Genomic DNA, 21,162 nt, shown 5'->3' on the forward strand with positions numbered 1-21,162 from the left:
CCAGTGTGCCGAGAGTTGCGCGTCGGGCTGTCCCCCGCGCGAGGGGCAGCCGCGATTCAGACGCGCTGGTAATGCACCGGGTCGGCGTCCTGGCCGGCCACGGCGGCTTGGCGTGCGCGGCCACCCTTCTCGGCCCAGGTGCGCGTCCAGCGGATCTGCATGACGCGCATGACGCCCAGCATCAACACGGCCAGCACGGCGAAGACGACGAAGCCCCAGGCGTAGGTGCCGGCATGCTGCTTGGACAGGCCCATCAGGTTGGGCACCAGGCCGCCACCCAGGGCGCCGATCTCGCCGATCATCGAGCCGGCCACGGCCGTGGCCGCGGGCCAGCGCAGCGGCACCAACTGGAAGAGGGCGCCATTGCCCGCGCCCAGGGCCGCGAAGCAGACGATGAGGAGCAGCGTCGTCAGCACCAGCGAGCCGCTGCTCATGCCGATCAGGGCCAGCGTGATGGCGACGACGACCAGCACGAAGGTCAGCATGTTGACGCCGCCCCAGCGGTCCGACAGCCAGCCGCCGACGACGCGCACCGCCGCGCCCATGAAGGCTGCCAGCATGGTCAGCTGGCCGGCCTGCACCTTGGAGACGCCGAACTGGTCGTAGTAGTAAGTGGGCAGGAAAGTCGTCAGGCCGATGAAGCCGCCGAAGGTCACGCCGTAGATCAGGCTGAAGGCCCAGCCGTCCTTCTCGAACAGGCAGGCCACATGCTCGCGCAGCGAGGCATGCGCGTCCACATCAGGCGGCTCCTTGGCGAAGATGATCATCACCAGCATCGGCACCAGGATGGCGGCCGCCGCGAAGGCATAGACCGTCTGCCAGCCATAGGCCTGGGCCAGTGGCGGCGCGACGAGCACCGACACCGCCGTGCCGACATTGCCCGCGCCCACCAGGCCCATGGCCAGGCCCTTGTACTGCGGCGGGAACCAGCCCGAGCCCAGGCTCAGCGCCACACCAAAGCTGGCGCCGGCAATGCCCAGCAGCACACCCATGGCCAGCAGGTCGTCATAGCTCTTGACCATGAAGAAGCCGTACAGCATGGCCACGGCGATCATGCCCATCTCAACCAGCGTCGCATTCTTGCGGCCGATGTACTGCGACAGCAGGCCGAGCGGAAAGCGCATCAGCGCGCCGGCCATGATGGGGATCGACAGCATCAGCCCCTTCTGGGCCGGCGTCAGGTGATAGGCCTCGCTGATAAAGGGCGCCAGCGCGCCATTGAGCACCCAGATGCAGCAGGAGAACGCAAAGTACAGGAAGGCGGCGAACAGCGTGGGGCTGTGGCCGGCGCGTTTGAAGTTTTGCAGGGCGGACATCTTGGGCTCTATCTTGCTGGCTGCAAGCGCCCACGGCCACCCACCGGTCGCGTGCCAGGGCGGCAAGGACGTGCAGCGGGAGGGCTCCTGCACCATTGCGGGAGCCACGGCCGATACTTGCAAGCCTCATGCCTACCCGCTGGCAACGTCGCTGGCCTGTTTCTTGCGCCGTTTTGGGGCGTGAAGCCTGAAGCCATGCCTGATACCGCCGCCTCTACCCCGCTGTCCTCGCTGCCCCCACTGATCTGCAGCCCTGAACCGCCGCCCCAGATGGCCGCTTTGCAGGCCCTGGGCTGGTCTGCGCGCACTGTTTCGGAGCTTGCGCCGCCCGCCGACGGTCCGGCCGTCGGGCTGCTCTGGTGCCCGGACCGCACCGCCTTGGCGCAGTTGTTGCACTCCGAGCGGGCCTTCGGCCTGCCCGTGGTGCTGCTGTCGCCACCGCCCGAAGCCGCCGAACGCCAAACCGCGCTGGCCCGCGGTGCCGTGCAATGGCTGCCGGCCGACGTGGATGCCAGCGTGCTGGGCGAGGCCTTGCTGTGGGCGCGTGATCTGACTGCCCAGCAGCAGGCCCGCGAGCTCGCCGCCCAGGCCAAGCTGGACGAGCGCAAGTGGACAGAACGAGCCAAGGGCCTGTTGATGCAGGCCCGCGGCATTGACGAGGCGGCCGCCTTCGCGTTGTTGCGCAATACCGCAATGCAGACCCAGTCCAAGTTGCCCGAGGTGGCGCGCGGCGTCGTGCACACGAGCGAGCTGGCCGAAGCCCTGGAGCGGGCCGGCGCCCAGCGCATGCTGAGCCAGCGCCTGGTCAAGCTGCAGGCCCTGCGCCAGTGGCCGAAACTCACGCCGCCCGAGCGCCGCGAGGCCCAGGCCTTGCTGGACGCGTCGGCCGAACGCGTGGCGGCCAATCTCGCCCGGCTGGCCGAGCTGCTGCGCCACGATCTGGCCGAGGAGTTGTCTGCCGTATCGGCCGCCTGGGCTCAGCTGGACGCCGCGCTGGCCAACCGCCAGCCCGACCTCAGCCGCAGCGACCGCGCCGCCCAGCGCCTGCTGGAAAGCAGCGAGACGCTGGTCGCCCGTCTGTCCGAGCGCGCTGGGCAGCGGCCGGTCGGGCTGCTGGCCCAGGTCACGCGGCTGCGGCTGCTGAGCCAGCGCCTGGCCAAGGAGGGCCTGCTCGCCCAGGTCATGCCAGGCCACGATGCCAGCGGCCTCGCCGCGGGGCTCGATGAGTTCATCAAGGCCTATGACGGCGTGCGCGCCGCGCCGCTTGCAGGCCCGACGCTGCAACCAGCCTTCAAGGACGTGGACGAGGCCTGGCTGCTGCTGCTGCGTGGCCTGCGCGTAGAGCAGGGCGACGCGGTGCAGCGCATGCACCAGGGCAGCGAGAGGCTGCTGCAGGCGCTGGAGGCGTTGATCCAGGCCTTGCAGGGGTCGTTGCAGCTGATCTTGGGGTGAGGTGCTTTGGTTGTTTTTGCATCGAGCAGACGCACTCTCCGCCAAAGCAGCCCTTCAACCTACCCAGCCACCATCTCGAAATAGCGTTCAAACGACGCGTCCACCGCCGCCCGCCCGCCGCCGATGATGTTCAGCCCCCACGTGAACCCATAGACGTCGTCGAATGGAACCCCACGCAGCCTCGCCTGCGTCTCCCTCACCAACGCCGGCCTTGCCGGCACATGGTTGGGCACGCTGTACATGAAGCTCACATGCCGCCGGTCCTGGGCCACATGCAGCGCATCACCCGCCAGCAGCAGCGAGCGTCCGTCACCCGACCAGTGCAGCACCGTGCTGCCGGGGAAATGCCCCGGGCAGCGCAGCAGCGTCGCGCCGCGCCCCAGGTCCAGCGTGTCGCCGCGCCAGAACTCCACCCAGCGCGAGCAACGCGCCACCCATTCCCGGTCGTTCTCGTGTACGAAGATGGGCACGCCGCCCAACGCGTCGCTCCAGCGCACCATGGCCGAATAGAAATGCGGGTGGGAGATGGCGATGCGCTCGACGCCGCCGCGCCGCTTCAGCTCGGCCACCGCCTCATCGGTGACCAGCGCCGTGCTTTCCCAGAGCAGACCCGCCTCGGCCAGATGCAGCGCCCGCTGTGGAATCGCAAAGCCGGGCGTGACACCGATGCCGAACAGCGCGTGATCCATCTCCAGCCGGTTGCGGTGGAGGGTGGCCAACTCGTCATGTGTCGTCCAGGCCTGCCCTTGCCAGCCGACGTACTGCCGCTCGTCGCTACAGATGCGGCACAGCCCCGGCGGCTGGGCGCTGTCGTCGTGCTCGGTGCCGCAGGTGCGGCACATGAAGTGGGCCATGGGGTGCTCCGTGATTTGCCAGGCCTACAGCCTAGGCAGGCCGGGCGGCCGGTCACAGAGCCAAGTTCAGCGATTCAGAGGGTGCCAAGCGCTTTTGCGAGGCGACGCACGGCCTCGGGAATGCGCGCCGCCGTGACGCTGCCGTAGCCCAGCACCAGGCCGGACACATCGCCCTCGCCGAGCGCATAACGGCTCAGCGGCTCGACGCCGACACCGGCGGCCCAGGCGCGGCGCGTCAGCTCGTCGGCGTCGACGCCGGGCAGCGCCACGGCCAGGTGCAGGCCTGCAATGGCCGGGAAGATGTCCACCCGATCACCCAGATGGCGCGTGAGCATCTGCTCCAGCACGCGCCGCCTCTGGGCGTACTCGGCGCGCATGCGGCGCACATGCCGCAACAGATGGCCCTCGGCGATGAAGTCGGCCACGGCGGCCTGCGTCAACGCCGGCGTGCCGAAACCGGCCGCATGCTTGGCTGCCACCAACGCCTCGCGCGCCCAGGCCGGTGCCACGACATAGCCCAGGCGCAGCCCCGGCAGCATGCTCTTGGACAAGGTGCCGACGTAGAACACGCGGCCATCGCGGTCCAGCGTCTTCAATGCATCCAAAGGCCGCGACGTGAAGCGGAACTCGCCGTCGTAGTCGTCCTCGATGACGACGGCCTGGTGCGCGGCGGCCCAATTCAGCAGGTCGCGGCGGCGCGGCAGCGACATCGCCATGCCCAGCGGCGCCTGATGCGATGGCGTCACGCAGACGATGCGCGCTTGCGCCGGCAGGGCGCTGACGACCAGCCCCTCAGCGTCCAGCGCTACCGGCGCCAGCCTTGCCCCCGCGCCCAGCAGCGCGGCGCGCAGCGGCGGGTAGCCGGGGTTCTCAACAGCCGCCAGCGTCTGGCCCGGTGTGACCAGCACGCGCGCGATCAGGTCGAAGGCCTGCTGGGCCCCAGCAGTGATGACCACGTCGTCCGCCGTGCAGGCCACGGCGCGGGACGACGACACATGGCCGGCGATGGCGGCCCGAAGCGCCGGCAGGCCTTGCGCCGGCGGATAGCTTGCCGGCTCGCGCGCGGCGGCCTGCAGCGCGCGCGTGTGCAGGCGGCGCAGCACGTCAAAAGGGAAGCTTGCCGTGTCTGGCATGCCGGTCTTGAAGTGATAGGCCGGCGCCGGGCCGCTGGTGAGCGCTGCCGGCCACCCGCCACTCTCGCCGCGCAGCCAGCGGCTGTCGGCCCAGGGCGCGACGCTGGCGCGGTCCGACACGCTCACCGCGGCCCGCGGCAGCTCGGCGACGAAGCTGCCACCCGCGCCGCGCGACTCCAGCCAGCCCTCGGACGCCAGCAGCTCATAGGCCGCCACCGCCGTGTTGCGTGACACGCCCATTTGCGCTGCCAGCTCGCGTGACGACGGCAGGCGCAGCCCCGGTGCGAGGCGCCCGCTGGCGATGGCGTCACGCAGCGCCGCATGCAGGCTGGCCAGGCGCGAACCGCGCGCGGCGAGCTGCAGATCGAGTTCCAGGCTTGGCTCCATGTCTTCTCTTCAATTTGGCTCTTTTGTGGAGCCATGCAAGCCGGCACTCTAGCGCCCTGCAACACAGGAGATTGCCATGAGCGCGATGACGACACCCTTCGACGGCCTGCAACCTCATGTTCGGGCCCACGTCGACGCAGCACTGCGCCGCGCCGGGCTGGACGCCTGGATTCCCGAAGGCCCGGGCAAGTGGTCGCTGCCGCTGCAGTTCCTTGCCGATGGCGGCTGGGTGGAGCTGATGCGGCTCACGCCGGGAACGAAGTTGACGCTGCACCGCCACCACGGCGAGGTGCATGGCCTGAACATGCAGGGCCAACGCCGCCTGGACGACGGCCGCATCATCAGTGCGGGCGACTATGTCTACGAGCCCGTCGGCAATGTCGACAGTTGGGAGGCCGTCGGCGACGAAGTGCTGGTGCTGCATGTCGTCGTGCGTGGCGACGTGGACTACGTGGCGGCCGACGGCACGGTGCAACGGCACATCACGACGGCCGACGTGATCGCCGGCTACCGTGACTTCTGCGCGTCGCGCGGCCTGACGCCGCGCCTCGCGCCAGCCGCGCCAGCCGCGTGAGCTGTCAGGCCGCCAACGCCACCGCGTCGGCACCGGCGGGCAGGCGCATCGGGCAGCTGGGGTCCGTGGCCGCGCGCCACACAGCCAGGGCCACATCGTGCCCATGCGTGACCTCGCCCGCCGGCTGCTGCGCCCAGCTGGCAAACACCCGCTCGGCCAGCTCCGCATAGGCCTCGGGGATGCTGCCCTGCATGCGCGAGCGCGCGTTCTCGGCGAAGCGGGTGGTGGGCGAGCGGCCCGGCAGCACCACGCAGGCGCGGATGCCGAAGGGCTGCAACTCCAAGGCCAGCGACTCGGTGAACGCGTTCACCGCCGCCTTGCTCGCCGTGTAGACGGTCAGCAGCGGCAGCGCCTTCAGCGTCACGCTGGACGTGACGTTGATGACCACGCCGGAGCGGCGCTCGCGCATCTGCGGCAGCAGCGCCTGGGTCATCGCCATCGTGCCGAAGGTGTTGGCCTCGAAGATCTCGCGCACGCCCGCCATGGGGATGCCTTCCAGCGCGCCCAGCAGGCCGATGCCGGCGTTGTTGACCAGCACGTCGATGGGACCGGCCGCGTCCACGCAGTAGCGGATGCTGGCGGCGTCGGTCACGTCCAGCGCCAGCACGCGCAGGCGTTCGCTGCGCGGCAGCAGGTCGTCGCGCGGCACGCGCATCGTCGCTACGACCTGCCAGCCCTGGTCGAGGAAGTGGCGCGCGGTTTCGAGGCCGAAGCCGGACGAGCAGCCGGTGATGAGCACGGTTTTCATGGGGAACTCCTGGGGGTTGGGGGATACGCCACGATAGGGCGGCGACACAGGACTTCCTACAATCAGAAGTCCAAAAAACATTCGCGAACGTCCTGTCGTGACCGATCCCCTCGCCGAAGTTGTCGGCCTCCTGCAGCCCGGCGCGCGCTTTTCCAAGGTGGTTGCCGGGGCGGGCGACTGGCGGGTTCGCCGCGCCGACGCCGGCCTGCCCTTCTATGTGGTCGTGCTGGAGGGCGCCTGCCGCCTCACGGTCGACGGGCAGCCGCCGCTGGACCTGCAAGCCGGCGACTTCGCCCTGGTGCCCGCTTCGCTGCCTTTCACGACCAGCAGCGCCGGCCCGGCCGCGGCCAACTTGCCCCTGACGCTGCCGGAGCGGCTGGCCGACGGCAGCTACCGCGTCGGCAACGCCGATGGCCCGGTCGACGTGCGGCTGCTGGTGGGGCATTGCAGCTTCGGCTCGCCGGATGCGGCCTTGCTGGTCTCGCTGCTGCCGCAGCTGATGCATGTGCGCGGCGAGCCGCGGTTGACGGCGCTGGTACGGCTGCTCATTGATGAAACCGGCGCGGAGCGGCCCGCGCGCGACGAGGTGCTGGCGCGGCTGCTGGAGGTGCTGCTCATCGAGGCTCTGCGCTGTGCGGCCGGCACCGCCGCGTCGCCCGGCCTGGTGCGCGGCCTGGCCGACGTGCGCCTGGCCGCCGCGCTGCGCCGATTGCACGAAGCACCGGCCCAAGCCTGGACCGTCGCCTCACTGGCCCGGGAGGCGGCGCTGTCGCGCTCAGCCTTCTTCGAACGCTTCAACCGCGCGGTGGGCGTCGCGCCGATGAGCTATCTGCTGGCCTGGCGCATGGCTCTGGCGCGGCGGCTGTTGCGCGACGAGAGCCTGGGCGTGGCCGACGTGGCCGAGCGCGTCGGCTACAGCTCGGCCAGCACCTTCAGCGTGGCCTTCACGCGCCACGTGGGCCAGCCACCGGCGCGGTATGCGCGGTCTGCCTAGAACACCACCTCGACCCGCAACCCGCCTTCCGCCCGGTTGGCCAGCACCAGCAGCGCGCCCTGGCGGCGCACCAGTTGCTGGGCGATGTACAGGCCCAGCCCCGTGCCGCCGGTCTGGCGGTTGCGCGAGCCTTCAACGCGGCGGAAGGGCTGGTGCACACGCGCCAGCTCGGCCTCGGGGATGCCGGGGCCGTTGTCTTCCACGACCAGGCGGGTGACGCCGGCGGACAGCTCGACGCTGACCTGGGCGCTGCCCGCGTAGCGCAGTGCATTGCCGACGAGGTTGTCGACGACGCGGCGCAGCGCGACCGGGTCGGCACTGACGACGGCAGGCGGCCCCGCGAAACTGACGGCGGCGCCGGTCTCCGCCAGATCGTCGACCGCGGACTGGGCCAGCGCAGAAAGATCGACACGCTGCGGGTGCGCAGTCTCGGCCGGGCGGAACACCTCGATGACGCTTTCCACCAGCCGGTTCATCTCGCGGATGTCCTCGACGCAGCGCTCGCGCACGCTGCGCTCGACTTCGCCGGTTTCCAGCCGCAGCCGCATGCGGGTCAGCGGCGTGCGCAGGTCGTGGGAGATGGCCGCGATCATCAGGCCGCGCTCCTCGAACTGGCCGCTCAGCTCGGCCGCCATGCGGTTGAACACGGCGGCGGCGTCGCGCACCTCGCGGGTGCCGGCGGCCTCGTCGAGCGCAGGCGCCGGGCGGCCTTGTGCCAGCGCCGGCGTCAGCCCCTGCGCTGCGGCAACGAGGCGGCGCACGGGCTGGGCCAGCCAGCGCGAGCCCCACCAGGCCGCCAGAGCGATGACGAGCAGGCGCACACCGTAATCCACGAGGCTGGAGCGCCAGGGCAGGTCGGGCGGCAGCGATGGGAAGGTGGGCACCCGGGCGACGTGTTCACTGCGCGGCGGCGGGCCGGCGTCGCCAAATCCGCCGAAGCTGTCAGGTGGCGGGGGCATCGGGTGCGCGCGGTCACCATGCACGGGGGGTGGCCCGGGGCGCGCGTCCATGCCCGGCCCTCGCAGCGTCTGCGCCACCAGGCTCCAGGCCGCCAGATGGCTGAGCGCGAGGGCCGCCCACATCAGCAGGAACAGGCGCAAGCCCAGGCGATCCCAGTCCTTCCACGGCTTCAGCACGGGCTCACCTCGGCATCGAACAGATAGCCCTCGCCGCGCACGGTGCGGATCAGGCTGGGCTCTCGGGCGGTGTCGCCCAGCTTGGCGCGCAGCCGCGACACGGCCAGATCGATGCTGCGGTCGTTGACGTCGACACCGGGTGCGCGCGTCAGCTCGATGAGCTGGTCACGGCTGAGTACACGGCCTGGGCGCTGCGTGAAGGCCGCGAGCAGGCGGAATTCGGCGCTGGACAGCGCAATGCCGACGTCGTCGGCGTTGATGAGCTGGCGCGTCATGCGGTCGAAACGCCAGCGGCCAAAGCGCAGCAGGCGCGTGTCGTCCTGGGGGCCGGAGCCTTTGTTCGAACGACGCACCAGGGCCTGCAGCCGGGCGACGAGTTCGCGCGGCTCGAAAGGCTTGGCCAGGTAGTCGTCTGCGCCCAGCTCCAGGCCGACGACGCGGCTCATCGTGTCGCCGCGCGCGGTCAACATCAGCACCGGTGGTGAATCCGCCTGCGTCGAAAGCCAGCGCAACAGGGCAAGGCCATCCTCGCCGGGCAGCATCAGGTCGAGCACGATGACGTCGACCTGGCCACCCGTCAGCTGCTGGCGCATGCCCCGTCCGTCGGCCGCCGCGCTGACCCGCCAGCCAAAGCCTTCCAGATAGGCCGTCAGGTTGGCGCGGATCTCTGCGTCGTCGTCGACGACGAGGCAGTGTCCATTCATGCAGAAATACCCACCTGTAGTCGGGCGACATAGCCGGCGCTGGCAGAGCCCGTCATCGTGGCCATCTGCGTTGAATAGCCGTCGCTGAAGATGCCGTCGCTGGACAGGCTGCTCGCGGCGTTGTTCGCGGCACTGTTGCCATAACCGCTGGTCGCGTAGACCGCCGTGTTGGACTCGGAGGGGAAGCACAGTTGCGAGGTGCGCAGCTTGTTGTTCCAGTTCGTCGCCGTCGTCGTGCTGCGGTAGACCTCGAAGTGGATATGGGGCACGCGGCCCGCGTAGCAGCCCGGGTAGATCGTCTGAAAGACCGCCGTGCCATCGCTCCCAGTGGCCTGCACGCCGCGCAGGTAGTTCTCGCCGGTCACGCCGCTGGAGTACATGGAGTAGTGGCCCAGCGCATCGCAATGCCACAGGTAGATGGCATAGCCGGACAGGTCGGCGCAGGCCGCATTGGTGTTCACAAGCTCGATGATGACCTGAAGCGGCACGCCCGTGGCGACGCCGGTCGCGCCGGCGATGCTGGCGCGGATATCGCTGCGCACGATGCCGGACAGGGCCAGCGCGTTGGCGACGCTGCCGTTGGCGGTGTTGGAGCCGTCGCCCGGGTAGGGGCCTTCGGTCTCGGACGGGATGACGGAGCAGCTGGTGGTGGTCGTGGAGCCACCCGAGCTGCCGCCACCGGAGCTGGACGATGAATCGCTCGTCATCGTCGCGCTGCTGCCTCCACCGCCACATCCGCTGAGCGCGATGCCGCTGGCGCCGGTGAGCGACATGGCGCCGGCGCCCAGCAGCCAGCGCAGCGCGGTGCGGCGCTCGAAGGCCTGCTGGTGCAGGCGGCTCAGGTCGTGGGCCAGGCCCAGGTCGTGGTCATGCTTGGCGTCGTGATCATGGTGCATTGCAGCTCCTTCTGGTGTCGGATGGAGGCATTGCATCGCTCGGATGTATCGAGCGGATCGGCAGATTGTGTCGGCGTGGACATATGGCGTTGAATGCAACGCCGGCTGCACGCCGGCCTCGTCAACGAATGCGGCGTCGCTAGGGCGACGTGTCGGGCGGGTGAGCGCGACGGATCGCGGCGCCCGAGCGCCGCTGTCTATGCATTTCTGGTGAGCACGGCGTGCAGCCGGCGTTAAGCGGGTAGTGCTGGTGAAAGGGATAGCAGCGGGTCGCGTGTTGGCGCCATGCCAGTGCGTGTTTTCGCGCGCCGCTGATAGCGGCGCCGCGATGGCGTGCGGTTCAGGGCCTCTTCTTTGGTGACGTTCTTCTGGCCCCGCAGAAGAAAACCGAAGGTTTCGCCAAAGTTACCCGGCCGCCGGAACGGACCCCCGGCAATGCGGCGAGCGGACGCGCTCTACGCAAAAGCATTCCGCAGCCATCAACCCATCAAGCCGCCTGCTCCACATGCGCATGTCGCGTATACAGAAAGTCGATGACCTCCTTGCGCGCCGCCACATAGCGAGCATCTTCCGCCAGCTCCACACGCATGCGGGGACGAGGAATGCCGACCTCCAGCACCTCGCCAATCGTCGCCGCCGGCCCATTGGTCATCATGACGATGCGGTCCGACAGCAGCACGGCTTCGTCCACGTCGTGGGTCACCATGACGACCGTGCTCTGCGTGCGCGCCACGATCTTCAGCAGCTCGTCCTGCAGCTTGGCGCGCGTCAACGCATCCAGCGCGCCGAAGGGCTCGTCCATCAGCAGCACCTTGGGCTCCATGGCCAGGGCGCGGGCGATGCCGACGCGCTGCTTCATGCCGCCAGAGATCTCATGCGGGCGCTTGTGCAGCGCGTGGCTCATGCCCACCAGCTCCAGCGCAGCGCGGGCGCGCACCTTGAGCTGGGCGGGACTCTCCTTGCCGCTGAAGACGGACTCGACCGCCAGCAGCACGTTGTCCAGGCAGGAGAGCCACGGCAACAGGGAGTGGTTCTGGAACACCACCGCGCGCTCCGGGCCCGGCGCGGCGATCTCGCGGCCGTCGCAGATCAGCGCGCCCGAGGTCGGCGCCAGCAGGCCGGCGATGAGGTTCAGCAGCGTGGACTTGCCGCAGCCCGAGTGGCCGATCAAGGTGATGAACTCGCCGCGCTGCACGTCGAGGTTGACGTCCTGCAGCGCATGGAAGCGCCCCTTGCGGGTGGCGAAGACCATTTCGGCGTTCTGCACTTGAATGAAAGGACGGGTCGTCATGGCAACTCCTGTTGAATTGATGTCAAGGCGAGGGGGTGTCGTGCCTTCCCCAGCGGATGCCGCGGAACCGGCTTTGCCGGGCTGCTGGCATCGCCCCCTTGAGGGGCCGGCGAAGCCGGTAGGGGGTGGGCTGTCCCTCAGTCCTCGAAGGTGAAGTGCTTGGCAAGGGACATCAGGAACCATTCGAGCAACAGCCCGACGGTGCCGATGACGAAGATGGCGATGATGATGTGGGCGACGTTGAGGTTGTTCCACTCGTCCCAGACCCAGAAGCCGATGCCGACGCCGCCGGTCAGCATTTCGGCCGCGACGATGACCAGCCAGGCCGTGCCCACAGACAGGCGCACGCCGGTCAGCACATAGGGCAGCACCGCGGGCAGCAGGATGCGCGTGATGACCTTCCACTCGCTCAGGCGCAACACACGGGCGACGTTGAGATAGTCGGTCGGTACGCGCTGCACCCCGACGGCAGTGTTCACGACCATGGGCCAGATCGAGCAGATGAAGATGGTCCAGATCGCGGCCGGATTCGCGCTCTTGAACACCAGCAGGCCGATGGGCAGCCAGGCCAGCGGCGACACCGGCTTGAGCAGCGCGATCAGCGGCGACACCATGCGGTTGGCAAACTCGAAGCGGCCGATGATGAAGCCCAGCGGAATGCCCACCAGCGCCGCCAGGCCGAAGCCCATGCCGACGCGCCCGAGCGAGTTCAGGATGTTCCAGCCTATGCCCTGGTCGTTCGGGCCGTTGCTGTAGAACGGGTCGGCGAACAACTTGACGGCCGCGTCGAAGGTGGCGGCCGGCGTGGGGAAGGCCCCTCCCTTCATCGTCGCGATGCCCCACAGGCCGATGAGCACGCCCATGCCCAGCACCGGTGGCAGCACGCGCATCATCAGCGCGCGCCAGTCGAAGGCATCGCGCTTGGGCTTGGTAACCTTGGGCGCTTCGGTCGCGGGCGTGGTCGGGCGGCTGACGCTGACCGGCGCGGTGGTGGGGGCGGCGCTGTCGCCAGGCGAATGGAAGACTGCGGAGACCATGATTAAGCCTTGATCTTGAAGCCGTCGGCGTACTTCGCCGGATCCTTGCCATCCCAGACAACGCCGTCGATCAGCTTGCTGGTGCGGAAGTCACTCTTGGGCACACTGATGCCCATGGCGCTGGCTACCTGCTTGTAGAGCGCTGTCTGGTTGATCTGCTTGGCCACGGCCAGGTAGTCGGGGTGAGACTTGAGCAGGCCCCAGCGCTTGTGCTGGGTCAGGAACCACATGCCGTCCGACAGGTACGGGTAGTTCACCGCGCCGTCGTTGAAGAACTTCATGTGGTTGGGGTCGTCCCACGTCTTCCCCAGGCCGTTCTGGTAGCGGCCCAGGATGCGCTGGTTGATCGCGTCGACACCGGTGTTGATGTAGGCCTTTTGCGCCACCGTCTCGGCCATCTTGAGCTTGTTGGACAGGCTGGCGTCGATCCAGCGGCTGGCCTCCAGCACGGCCATCATGACGGCGCGGGTGGTGTTGGGGTACTTCTGCACGAACTCGGCGGTCGTGCCCAGCACCTTCTCGGGGTGGTCCTTCCAGATGTCCTGGGTGGTGTTGGCCGTGATGCCGATGCCGTCCATGATGGCGCGGTGATTCCAGGGCTCGCCGACGCAGAAGCCGTCCATGTTGCCAACGCGCATGTTGGCCACCATCTGCGGCGGCGGCACGGTGATGAGCTTGGCGCCTGACAGCGGGTTGATGCCCGCCGAAGCCAGCCAGTAGTGCATCCACATCGCGTGGGTGCCGGTCGGGAAGGTGCCCGCAAAGGTGTATTCGCGCGGGTTGGCGGCCATCACCTTGGCCAGCGACGGGCCGTCCACGGCGCCCTTGTCGGCCAGCGCCTTGGACAGCGTGATGGCCTGGCCGTTGTTGTTCAGGTGCATCAGTACGGCCATGTCCTTCTTCGGTCCGGCCGTGCCCAGATGCACGCCGTAGACCAGGCCGTAAAGCACATGGGCCATGTCCAGCTCGCCGTTGACGAGCTTGTCGCGCACGCCGGCCCAGGAGGCCTCCTTGGTCGGGATGATCTTGACGCCGTACTTCTTGTCGAAGCCCAGCACCGCGGCCATCACGACGGAGGCGCAGTCGGTCAGCGGGATGAAGCCGATGCGCACCTCCTCCTTCTCGGGCTTGTCCGATCCTTGGGCCCAGGCTCCGCCGGCAAGGCCGAGGGTGGGGAGGGCTGCAGCTGCGGCCAGCAGGCTGCGGCGCTGAAGGTGGGGCGTGGCGTTCGAGTTGTCGCTGGCGGTCATCACGGGCTCCTGTTCATGCAAGGCGCAACGCCGTGCGACCACGCATCGCCCGCACTGCGGCGAGCAGTGCGAGCGACAAAGGAGAGGTCGGACGCCGTTGTCCCGAAGTGCCGGCCGATTCATCAGCCGGCCGGCCCGAGAGGCCTGCGCCATTGCAGGCCTCGCTTCAGTTAACGCAGGTTGCGTGCCAGCTCTTCAGAAGGCTCGGCAAGGCCGGTTTGCACGTGCTTGGCGCACGGCTGGGGCTGCAGCGGGCGGTTTGCGCCGCGCCGGTGCGTCTTTCGGAAACGCGTCCTGGTGCGTCGCGCCCTCAGCGTGTGCGCAGCAGCTGGTCTGCATCAATCAGGCGCATGGCCACCGAGGCCAGCGTTTGACCACCATCCATTGCCAGCTGGCGCAGACGCTGGAAGGCGGCTTCCTCGTCCAGCCCCTGTTCGCGCATCAGGATGCCGCGCGCCTTCTCGACGAGCTTGCGCTCGGCGAGCTGGGTCTGGGTCTGGCGCAGGTCGCGCTGCAGGGTCTGGTCGTGCTCGAAGCGGGCCAGGGCAAGCTGCAGCAGCGCGCCCAGGCGCTGCGGCGGCAGGCCGGCGAGCTGCAGCGTGCTGATGCCGGCCTGGAGGGCGGCGCGCATCTGCTCGGGCCCCATCTGCTCGGCGAACAGCAGCACCGGGCGAGGCTGGCGCTGCAGGGCTTCGCCCAACTGGGCCAGCAGCTCGGACGTGGGCTGCTCGCAGTCGATCAGCAGCAGCTCGGGCGCCAGCCGGTCCAGCGCCGTTGGCAGGGCGCCGGGCTGGGCGACGAGGTCGATGACGTCGACCAGTTGGCAGCGCAGCCGGATCAGCTCCAGGCGGATGACGGGGCTGCGGCGCTGGCCGGCGTCGGCCATCAGCACGCGCAGGCCGGGGAGGGAGAACGGCTGGGGCGTATTCATGCCCCAGGGCAGTGCAACTACCGTGCCGGGCTCACTTCATCAGCAGATGAGGCAGCCACAGCGACAGTGCCGGCCAATAGGTCACCACCACCAGGAAGCCCAGCATCGTCAGCAGCCACGGCATGACGGCCACGGTCAGTTCGCTGATCCCCATTTTGGTGATACCGGAGGCCACGTAGAGGTTCAGGCCGACCGGCGGGTGGCACATGCCGACCTCCATGTTGACGACGATCAGGATGCCGAAGTGGATGGGGTCGATGCCCAGCTTCATCGCCACCGGGAACAGGATGGGCGCCAGGATCAGGATGATCGAGCTCGGTTCCATCACATTGCCGGCGAGCAGCAGCAGGATGTTGACCACCAGCAGGAAGGCGATGGGGCCGAAGCCCTGGCCGATCATCCAGTCCGCCATGGCCTGCGGAACGCCCTCGCTCGTCATCAGGAAGCTGAAGAGCACCGCGTTGGTGATGATGTAGAGCAGCATCGCGCTCATGCTGGCCGAGTCCAGCAGCACCTTGGGCAGGCGCTTGAGCGGCAGGTCCTTGTAGACGAAGACCGAGATGATGAAGGCGTAGACCGCCGCCATCGCCGCCGCTTCGGTGGGTGTGAACATGCCGCTGTAGATGCCGCCCATGACGACGACGATCAGCAGCAGGCCCCAGACGCTGTCCTTGAAGGCCTGCCAGCGCTCCCGACCCGTGGCCTTGGCCAGGCGCGGGTAGTTGTTCTTGCGGGCGATGTTCCAGGTGGTGAAGCCCAGCAGGATGGCCAGGATCAGGCCCGGCACGATGCCGGCGATGAACATGGCGCCCACCGAGACGTTGGTGGACACCGAATACATCACCATCGCGATCGACGGTGGGATCAGGATGCCCAGCGAGCCGGAGGTCGTCAGGATGCCGGCACCGAACTTGTTCGGGAAACCCTGCTTGACCATGGCCGGCAGGATGACCGAACCGATGGCAACGACAGTGGCCGGCGACGATCCCGACACCGCGGCGAACAGCGCACAGGCCATCACGCCCGCCAGGCCCAGGCCGCCGTGCCAGTGGCCGACCATGCTGGAGGCGAAGCGGATCATGCGCCGCGCCACGCCGCCATGGGTCAGGAAGCTGCCGGCCAGGATGAAGAAGGGGATCGCCATGATCTCGAACTTCTCGATGCCGGTGAACAGCTTCAGCGCCACGCTCTGGATGGGCACATCCGTCATCGTGAACAGGAAGGTCAGCACCGTCAGGCCCAGCGAGATGCTGATCGGCATGCCGGTCAGCATCAGCACGATGAGCAGCACAAAGATGATCGCGGCGTTCATGCGGGCTTCCCTTCTTCTTCGATGCCTTCGACATGGCCATGGTCGTGGTGGGGCAGTTCACCGGTCTTCAGGAAACTCCACGCCACCTGCAGAAAGCGATAGCACATCAGGCTGGAGCCCAGGGGCACACACAGGTAGACCCACCACATCGGCACTTCGAGGTCGACCGAGGTCTGGTCGGTCTCGGACATATGCCAGACGAAGTTGGCGCCCAGCGTCGCCACCGTGCCCGTGAACACCGCGCCGGCCAGCAGGCCGAAGACGACAAGGGCGCGGAAGGGCTTGCCATGCAGCTTGCGCAGGATCACGTCCACACCCACGTGGATGCCGGTGCGCACGCCGTAGGCAGCGCCGAACTTGGCCATCCAGACGAACATGAAGATGCACAGCTCCTGCGCCCAGGACAGGTTGATCTGCACCGTGTAGTCCTGGATGTAGGGGATGCCCGAAACGAAGCGGTGCACGACGGCGATGAAGATCACCAGCGTGGCGGCGCCGATGAGGAAGGCGATGAGCCACTCCTCGAGGTGGTTCAGCACTCGATTGATCATTGGGGTTCCTCAGCGAAAGCGGCGCACGGGGCGCCGCTGTTCCTCCGGCAGCCGCGGGGGCGCGGCCGGTTTCTTTCTTACTTGGGTGCGACGAAGCTCGCCGCCTTGTAGGCCGCCTCGACGGTGGCCTTGCCCACGCGCGCTTCCATTTCCTTGTGCACCGGCATCAGCGCCTTCTTCCACTCGGTCGTTTCGGCCGGCGTCGGCGTGTAGATGGTGGTCTTGCCGCTGGCCTTGATGCCTTCCAGTGCGCGGCCGTTCTCGGTGCTGGCGATGGCGTTGGCGTAGGTGGTGGATTCCTTGATGGCCGCTTCCAGCTGCGTGCGGATGTCTGCCGGCAAGCCGTCCCAGAACTTCTTGTTGACGATGACCGCATAGGCCAGGTGGCCGTGGTTGGACAGCGTCATGTGCTTTTGCACTTCGAAGATCTTCTGCGTGTAGAAGTTGCTGGGCACGCCCTCGGTGCCGTCGACGACGCCCGACTGCAGCGCCTGGTACAGCTCCGAGAAGGCCATCACCTGTGGGATTGCCCCCAGGGCGCGCATCTGGGCGTCCAGCACCTTGCTGGACTGGATGCGCATCTTCATGCCCTTGAAATCCGCCACGTTGTGCAGCGGCTTGTTGGCGCTCATGATGTGAAAGCCGTTGTCCCAGTAGGCCAGGCCCTTGATGCCCTTGGGTTCCAGCTTCTTGAAGAGATCGGCGCCGAGCTGCCCGTCGGTCACGGCGCGGAAGGCGTCGGTGTCCTTGAACAGGTAGGGCAGGTCGAAGACCTCGAACTCCTTCACGCCCAGCGGGCCGAACTTGGCCAGCGACGGTGCCAGCATCTGCACCGAGCCCAGCTGCAGGGCTTCAAGCTCTTCCTTGTCCTTGTAAAGCTGGCTGTTCGGGTAGAGCTCCACCTTCACCTTGCCGCCGGTCTTTTGCTCGGCCAGCTCCTTGAAGCGCTGGGCGCCCTTGCCCTTGGGCGTGTCGGGCGCCACGACGTGGCTGAACTTGATGACGATGGGGGCCTGGGCGAAGGCCGCCGTGGGCAGGCTGAAAGGCAGGGCCAGGGCGGCGGCGAGTGCGAGACGGCGCAGGATCATGATTTGTCTCCGATATTGGAATGAGGGGTCTGGACGGCATTCTTCCGAGCCCGGGACCCTGCAGATAGTTGTGGAGTTCCACATTTCGCGCGGTCGTCTCTCTTCTTAGACTGCGGGCCATGACGCTGCGCGAGCTCTTGACCCGAAGCCTGTGGCTGGCACCCCTGGGTTTGTCCCTGGTCTTCGTGGCGGGCGTGCTGGCCTGGGTGCGCGCCAACGAGGCCGAGGAGCAGGAGCTGCAGCGCCAGACGCTGATTTCCGACGCCCTCAGCACCGAGGCTCAGTTGCGCGACCGCATCGACGAGGAGCAGGCCCATCTGCGCCAGCTCGCTGCCGGCCTGGCCGGCCAAGTGCCCAGCACCGCGGCGCTGGCGGCCCACCCCGAGGTCAATGCCGGCCTGCGCCGCCTGTGGCTGGCAGTGACCTGGCTGGACTCGCGCAGCAACCGCGTGCTGGCCGAGGTGCCCGCCGAGTCCGAGGCCAATCGCTATGAGGACGGCCTGTCCTTGCACCTGACCGCCCGCGTGGCGCCCGACGGCGTGCTCGTCGTGCGCTACGCGCCGGCCCTGCTGCTCAAGCGCGGCGTGCCCTGGTGGCTGGCGCGCAAATACGACGTGCAACTCGTCGACAGCGCCGACCAGGTCATCGCCTCCACCACCGAGTCGCCGCTGCGCGCGGCACTGGGCGAGAAGCCGAGCTACCGCGTCGCCCTGACCGGCCCGCTGCGCGCCAGCCCGCTCACGCAGGCGACGCTGACCGACGCCGCGCTGGAGCTGACGGTGCGCGACCCCGCCGTCAGCGGCACCCGGCCGCTGGCCTGGGTGCTGGTGGCGGGCTTCCTGCCGCTGATCGCCGTCGCCAGCTGGCTGCTGCGCCGCCAGATGCGCCAGGTGCAGCGGGCCGAGGTGGCCGGCCGCACCGAGGCCGCCTGGCGCCGCGCGATGGAAGACTCGGCCCTTGTCGCACTGCGCGCCCGCGACTTCGACGGCCGGCTGCTGTACGTCAACCGCACCTTCTGCGACATGGTCGGCCTGCCCGCCGAGCAGCTCGTCGGCCTGCTGCCGCCCATGCCCTATTGGCCGCCCGATGCACTGGCCGAGGTGGCGGAGCGCAACCGCCGCAACCTCGCTGGCCAGGCGCCTCGCGAGGGTTACGAGGCGCACTGGCGGCACGCCTCGGGCCGTATGGTCGACGTGATGGTGTTCGAGTCGCCGCTGGTGGACGCCGGTGGCCGTCAGATCGGCTGGATGGGCAGCATCATCGACATCACCGAGCGAAAGCGCCTTGAAGACCGTGAGCGCCGCCAGGTCGAGACGCTGGCCCACAACGCGCGGCTGACCATGCTCGGCGAGGTGGCCTCCACGCTGGCCCATGAGCTGAACCAGCCGCTCACGGCAATAGCCAGCTACGGCGCCGGCATCACCAACTCGCTGGCCAAGCTCGGCGTGCAGGACGAGCTCGTGCTCGGCGCGCTGCAGCGCCTGGGCCAGCAGGCCGCGCATGCCGGTCGCATCGTCGCGCGCATCCGCGAGTTCCTGACGCGGCGCGAACCTCGCCACGAGCCCTGCGACCTGCATGAGGTCGTCACCGCCGCCATCGAGCTGCTCAAGCGCGACTGCCAGCGCCGCGGCGTCACGCTGGACGTGAGCCTCGCGCCGGGCGTGCCGGCGGTGCTGGCCGACGCCGTCCTGATCGAGCAAGTGGTCATCAACTTGGTACGCAACGCCGCGGATGCGCTGCAGGCGCGCCCGGCCGGGAACGGCGGCCGGCGCATCGCAGTGAGCAGCCGTGTCGTGGGCGACTTCGTGCGCGTCGATGTGCAGGACAACGGCCCTGGCCTGCAGGGGCGGCGCGTCGAACAGCTGTGCGCGGCCTTCTATTCCACCAAGGCCGACGGCATGGGCATGGGCCTGGCCATCTGCCGCTCCATCATCGAGGCTCATCAGGGCGTGCTCGACGCCAGCGAGGCTGCCAATGGCGGCGCGCTGTTCTCGTTCAGCCTGCCGCTGAGCCGCGAAACCCACACGGAGACGGTCCATGGCTGAAGGCACGATCCACCTCGTCGACGACGACCCTGGCGTACGTGACGCGCTCGCCTTCCTGCTGCGCTCGCGGGGCCTGCATGTGCGCACCTTCGACGGCGGCCCGGCGTTGCTGGAGATGCTGGACCGCGAGGGCATGCCCAAGGGAGTCTTCCTGCTCGACGTGCGCATGGAACCCATGAGCGGCACGCGACTGCACGATGAACTGCTGGCACGCCGGCTGAGGAACCCGGTGCTCTTCCTGACCGGCCACGGCGACATCCCCATGGTCGTCGAGGCGCTGAAGAAGGGCGCCTTCGACTTCCTGGAGAAGCCCTACAGCGACAACGCGCTGGCCGACCGTCTCGAGCAGGCCCTGGCCGTGGACGCGGCCATGCAGGCAGAGGGTGCCCAGGTGGCCGAGCGCAGTGCGCGGCTGGCCAGCCTGACCGAGCGCGAGCGCGAGGTCATGACACGCGTGGCGGCGGGCAAGCTCAACAAGGTCATCGCCGACGAGCTGAACGTGTCGGTGCGGACCGTGGAGGTGCACCGGGCCAGGGTGTTTGCGAAGCTGGGCGTGCGGTCGGCGGCGGAGGTGGCGACCTTGCTGGCCGGGCGGTAGGCCGCGCGGGGTTCAATGCCGCGACTTCAGGAGGTCAGCGCGGAGATTCGCAGCTGAAGTCAGGCCGTAGCCGGAGTTGTGCGTGACGCCGCGACACCCAGGGCCGCGTCGATGCTCTCCGGGGAGACCAAGCCATGGTATTGCCGCTGCAATTCCTCAAACACCGAGTGATTCACGTCCCCAACGAGGAGGCGTGACGCCGTCGCGAACACCGAGCGCCTTTCGCCATCGGGGCCGAAGAACTCATCCTCGGAGCCCTTCCTGACGGCCACGGCCATTCGCGAACGCAGCTCCGCCAGGTCGCGGTTGGACCAGTTGCTGACGATCGCCTCCAGTTGCGACAGCGCGGTCGCCACGACATGCACGGGCATCTCCGAGAGGGCCGCTGCACCTTGCCGGGCCAGTTGGCGCTCCACATAGCCCAGATGCCGCATGACCCGCCGCGTCGACGGATGCTGGCCCAGCAATTCGGTAAGGGCCCGTGCCAGCGCCTGCGCTTCTGCGGCTGCCGGTTTCGACAATGGCAGCTGGACCGGCGAGGCCGGCTGGCGGGGAAGCCGGCGCGCGATCCGGCGCAGCGCGGCCCACAGCGCGGCAGCGAAATTCCGGCTGAGCGGGCTGCGACGCCGATCCGGCCGGCGGGACGAGGAGGAAGGTTTGGACATGGTTCCCTTTACTTCACGGGACGCACGACAAATTGGTCAGGCCGGATTCGATCATGTGGAATGTGGCCTGACCAGAGAACTATTTAACGCTGACGGCCGATGAAGCCGGCCGGCCACCCCGCCTGACGGCTGAAGGACAGGTAGCGCCGTGTCTCGCGAGGCACGGCGTCGCGATGCGGGGCGCGCAAGCCCGGGACTGC

At 68.6% G+C, this 21,162-nt stretch carries 20 protein-coding genes; 5 read left to right on the top strand and 15 right to left on the bottom strand.

Features of this window, described 5'->3' with window-relative positions; translation table 11 throughout:
- Positions 1–56: 56 nt before the first annotated feature.
- The gene (locus ASC95_RS05130) at positions 57–1,316 is read right to left on the bottom strand and encodes a nitrate/nitrite transporter (protein ID WP_057296649.1); all 1,260 of its coding nucleotides are present in this window, start codon (positions 1,314–1,316) and stop codon (positions 57–59) included.
- Between the two features lie 195 nt (positions 1,317–1,511).
- On the opposite strand from ASC95_RS05130, the gene ASC95_RS05135 reads away from it, so the two are divergent.
- Entirely contained in the window at positions 1,512–2,768 is a 1,257-nt protein-coding gene (locus ASC95_RS05135) for an ANTAR domain-containing response regulator (RefSeq protein WP_057296650.1), read from the top strand.
- Positions 2,769–2,827: 59 nt separating this feature from the next.
- Here the strand turns inward: ASC95_RS05135 and ASC95_RS05140 are convergent, their stop codons facing one another.
- Complete coding sequence (locus ASC95_RS05140) at positions 2,828–3,622, bottom strand: hypothetical protein (protein WP_057296651.1); 795 nt, start codon at positions 3,620–3,622, stop codon at positions 2,828–2,830.
- 74 nt (positions 3,623–3,696) lie between these two features.
- The gene (locus tag ASC95_RS05145) at positions 3,697–5,142 is read right to left on the bottom strand and encodes a PLP-dependent aminotransferase family protein (protein ID WP_057296652.1); all 1,446 of its coding nucleotides are present in this window, start codon (positions 5,140–5,142) and stop codon (positions 3,697–3,699) included.
- A 76-nt stretch (positions 5,143–5,218) separates the two neighbouring features.
- On the opposite strand from ASC95_RS05145, the gene ASC95_RS05150 reads away from it, so the two are divergent.
- Positions 5,219–5,716 carry a cupin domain-containing protein gene (locus ASC95_RS05150; RefSeq protein WP_200960068.1) on the top strand — a complete coding sequence of 166 codons (498 nt, stop codon included), beginning with the start codon at positions 5,219–5,221 and terminating at the stop codon, positions 5,714–5,716.
- Positions 5,717–5,720: 4 nt separating this feature from the next.
- Here ASC95_RS05150 and ASC95_RS05155 read toward each other — a convergent pair whose 3' ends face one another.
- Positions 5,721–6,464: an SDR family oxidoreductase gene (locus tag ASC95_RS05155; protein WP_057296653.1), complete on the bottom strand. Its 744-nt coding sequence runs from the start codon at positions 6,462–6,464 to the stop codon at positions 5,721–5,723.
- Positions 6,465–6,561: 97 nt separating this feature from the next.
- On the opposite strand from ASC95_RS05155, the gene ASC95_RS05160 reads away from it, so the two are divergent.
- On the top strand, positions 6,562–7,458 hold the full coding sequence (locus ASC95_RS05160; RefSeq protein ID WP_057296654.1) for an AraC family transcriptional regulator: 897 nt from the start codon (positions 6,562–6,564) through the stop codon (positions 7,456–7,458).
- Here ASC95_RS05160 and ASC95_RS05165 read toward each other — a convergent pair.
- The 10 genes from ASC95_RS05165 to ASC95_RS05210 all read right to left on the bottom strand — a co-directional run bounded on the left by ASC95_RS05165 (position 7,455) and on the right by ASC95_RS05210 (position 17,654).
- Complete coding sequence (locus tag ASC95_RS05165) at positions 7,455–8,594, bottom strand: ATP-binding protein (protein ID WP_057296655.1); 1,140 nt, start codon at positions 8,592–8,594, stop codon at positions 7,455–7,457. The genes ASC95_RS05160 and ASC95_RS05165 overlap by 4 nt on opposite strands.
- Positions 8,588–9,298: a response regulator gene (locus ASC95_RS05170; RefSeq protein ID WP_057296656.1), complete on the bottom strand. Its 711-nt coding sequence runs from the start codon at positions 9,296–9,298 to the stop codon at positions 8,588–8,590. Before ASC95_RS05170 ends, ASC95_RS05165 begins: the two co-directional genes overlap by 7 nt.
- Positions 9,295–10,194, bottom strand: coding sequence for an intradiol ring-cleavage dioxygenase (locus tag ASC95_RS05175; protein WP_057296657.1), 900 nt, complete (start codon positions 10,192–10,194; stop codon positions 9,295–9,297). Before ASC95_RS05175 ends, ASC95_RS05170 begins: the two co-directional genes overlap by 4 nt.
- A gap of 487 nt (positions 10,195–10,681) precedes the next feature.
- On the bottom strand, positions 10,682–11,485 hold the full coding sequence (locus ASC95_RS05180) for an ABC transporter ATP-binding protein (RefSeq protein WP_057296658.1): 804 nt from the start codon (positions 11,483–11,485) through the stop codon (positions 10,682–10,684).
- Between the two features lie 137 nt (positions 11,486–11,622).
- Positions 11,623–12,522 carry a nitrate ABC transporter permease gene (ntrB, locus tag ASC95_RS05185; RefSeq protein WP_057296659.1) on the bottom strand — a complete coding sequence of 300 codons (900 nt, stop codon included), beginning with the start codon at positions 12,520–12,522 and terminating at the stop codon, positions 11,623–11,625.
- Positions 12,523–12,524: 2 nt separating this feature from the next.
- A complete protein-coding gene (locus tag ASC95_RS05190; RefSeq protein ID WP_057296660.1) occupies positions 12,525–13,772 on the bottom strand; it encodes a CmpA/NrtA family ABC transporter substrate-binding protein in 1,248 nt (415 codons plus the stop codon).
- 310 nt (positions 13,773–14,082) lie between these two features.
- Positions 14,083–14,703: an ANTAR domain-containing response regulator gene (locus tag ASC95_RS32310; protein WP_057296661.1), complete on the bottom strand. Its 621-nt coding sequence runs from the start codon at positions 14,701–14,703 to the stop codon at positions 14,083–14,085.
- A gap of 31 nt (positions 14,704–14,734) precedes the next feature.
- The gene (locus ASC95_RS05200; protein WP_057296662.1) at positions 14,735–16,015 is read right to left on the bottom strand and encodes a TRAP transporter large permease; all 1,281 of its coding nucleotides are present in this window, start codon (positions 16,013–16,015) and stop codon (positions 14,735–14,737) included.
- The gene (locus ASC95_RS05205; protein WP_200960069.1) at positions 16,012–16,566 is read right to left on the bottom strand and encodes a TRAP transporter small permease; all 555 of its coding nucleotides are present in this window, start codon (positions 16,564–16,566) and stop codon (positions 16,012–16,014) included. Before ASC95_RS05205 ends, ASC95_RS05200 begins: the two co-directional genes overlap by 4 nt.
- A 77-nt stretch (positions 16,567–16,643) precedes the next feature.
- Positions 16,644–17,654, bottom strand: a complete 1,011-nt coding sequence (locus ASC95_RS05210; RefSeq protein WP_057296663.1) for a TRAP transporter substrate-binding protein — start codon at positions 17,652–17,654, stop codon at positions 16,644–16,646.
- A 119-nt stretch (positions 17,655–17,773) separates the two neighbouring features.
- Between ASC95_RS05210 and ASC95_RS05215 the strand changes: the two genes are divergently transcribed.
- Together ASC95_RS05215 and ASC95_RS05220 are read left to right on the top strand one after the other, a co-directional pair.
- Positions 17,774–19,699, top strand: coding sequence for a sensor histidine kinase (locus ASC95_RS05215; RefSeq protein WP_057296664.1), 1,926 nt, complete (start codon positions 17,774–17,776; stop codon positions 19,697–19,699).
- Entirely contained in the window at positions 19,692–20,297 is a 606-nt protein-coding gene (locus ASC95_RS05220) for a response regulator transcription factor (protein WP_057296665.1), read from the top strand. Before ASC95_RS05215 ends, ASC95_RS05220 begins: the two co-directional genes overlap by 8 nt.
- 59 nt (positions 20,298–20,356) lie before the next feature.
- Here the strand turns inward: ASC95_RS05220 and ASC95_RS30380 are convergent, their stop codons facing one another.
- Positions 20,357–20,962, bottom strand: a complete 606-nt coding sequence (locus tag ASC95_RS30380) for a hypothetical protein (RefSeq protein ID WP_157255957.1) — start codon at positions 20,960–20,962, stop codon at positions 20,357–20,359.
- Positions 20,963–21,162 lie beyond the last annotated feature (200 nt).

The sequence above is a fragment of the Pelomonas sp. Root1217 genome (assembly GCF_001425705.1).
Taxonomy (GTDB): domain Bacteria; phylum Pseudomonadota; class Gammaproteobacteria; order Burkholderiales; family Burkholderiaceae_C; genus Pelomonas.

What these genes read in the sequence shown, in the direction of transcription:
- ASC95_RS05130 (WP_057296649.1), bottom strand. Translation starts at nt 1,316, where the DNA reads ATGTCCGCCCTGCAAAACTTCAAACGCGCCGGCCACAGCCCCACGCTG.
- ASC95_RS05135 (WP_057296650.1), top strand. Translation starts at nt 1,512, where the DNA reads ATGCCTGATACCGCCGCCTCTACCCCGCTGTCCTCGCTGCCCCCACTG.
- ASC95_RS05140 (WP_057296651.1), bottom strand. Translation starts at nt 3,622, where the DNA reads ATGGCCCACTTCATGTGCCGCACCTGCGGCACCGAGCACGACGACAGC.
- ASC95_RS05145 (WP_057296652.1), bottom strand. Translation starts at nt 5,142, where the DNA reads ATGGAGCCAAGCCTGGAACTCGATCTGCAGCTCGCCGCGCGCGGTTCG.
- ASC95_RS05150 (WP_200960068.1), top strand. Translation starts at nt 5,219, where the DNA reads ATGAGCGCGATGACGACACCCTTCGACGGCCTGCAACCTCATGTTCGG.
- ASC95_RS05155 (WP_057296653.1), bottom strand. Translation starts at nt 6,464, where the DNA reads ATGAAAACCGTGCTCATCACCGGCTGCTCGTCCGGCTTCGGCCTCGAA.
- ASC95_RS05170 (WP_057296656.1), bottom strand. Translation starts at nt 9,298, where the DNA reads ATGAATGGACACTGCCTCGTCGTCGACGACGACGCAGAGATCCGCGCC.
- ASC95_RS05175 (WP_057296657.1), bottom strand. Translation starts at nt 10,194, where the DNA reads ATGCACCATGATCACGACGCCAAGCATGACCACGACCTGGGCCTGGCC.
- ASC95_RS05180 (WP_057296658.1), bottom strand. Translation starts at nt 11,485, where the DNA reads ATGACGACCCGTCCTTTCATTCAAGTGCAGAACGCCGAAATGGTCTTC.
- ntrB (WP_057296659.1), bottom strand. Translation starts at nt 12,522, where the DNA reads ATGGTCTCCGCAGTCTTCCATTCGCCTGGCGACAGCGCCGCCCCCACC.
- ASC95_RS05190 (WP_057296660.1), bottom strand. Translation starts at nt 13,772, where the DNA reads ATGACCGCCAGCGACAACTCGAACGCCACGCCCCACCTTCAGCGCCGC.
- ASC95_RS32310 (WP_057296661.1), bottom strand. Translation starts at nt 14,703, where the DNA reads ATGAATACGCCCCAGCCGTTCTCCCTCCCCGGCCTGCGCGTGCTGATG.
- ASC95_RS05200 (WP_057296662.1), bottom strand. Translation starts at nt 16,015, where the DNA reads ATGAACGCCGCGATCATCTTTGTGCTGCTCATCGTGCTGATGCTGACC.
- ASC95_RS05205 (WP_200960069.1), bottom strand. Translation starts at nt 16,566, where the DNA reads ATGATCAATCGAGTGCTGAACCACCTCGAGGAGTGGCTCATCGCCTTC.
- ASC95_RS05210 (WP_057296663.1), bottom strand. Translation starts at nt 17,654, where the DNA reads ATGATCCTGCGCCGTCTCGCACTCGCCGCCGCCCTGGCCCTGCCTTTC.
- ASC95_RS05215 (WP_057296664.1), top strand. Translation starts at nt 17,774, where the DNA reads ATGACGCTGCGCGAGCTCTTGACCCGAAGCCTGTGGCTGGCACCCCTG.
- ASC95_RS05220 (WP_057296665.1), top strand. Translation starts at nt 19,692, where the DNA reads ATGGCTGAAGGCACGATCCACCTCGTCGACGACGACCCTGGCGTACGT.
- ASC95_RS30380 (WP_157255957.1), bottom strand. Translation starts at nt 20,962, where the DNA reads ATGTCCAAACCTTCCTCCTCGTCCCGCCGGCCGGATCGGCGTCGCAGC.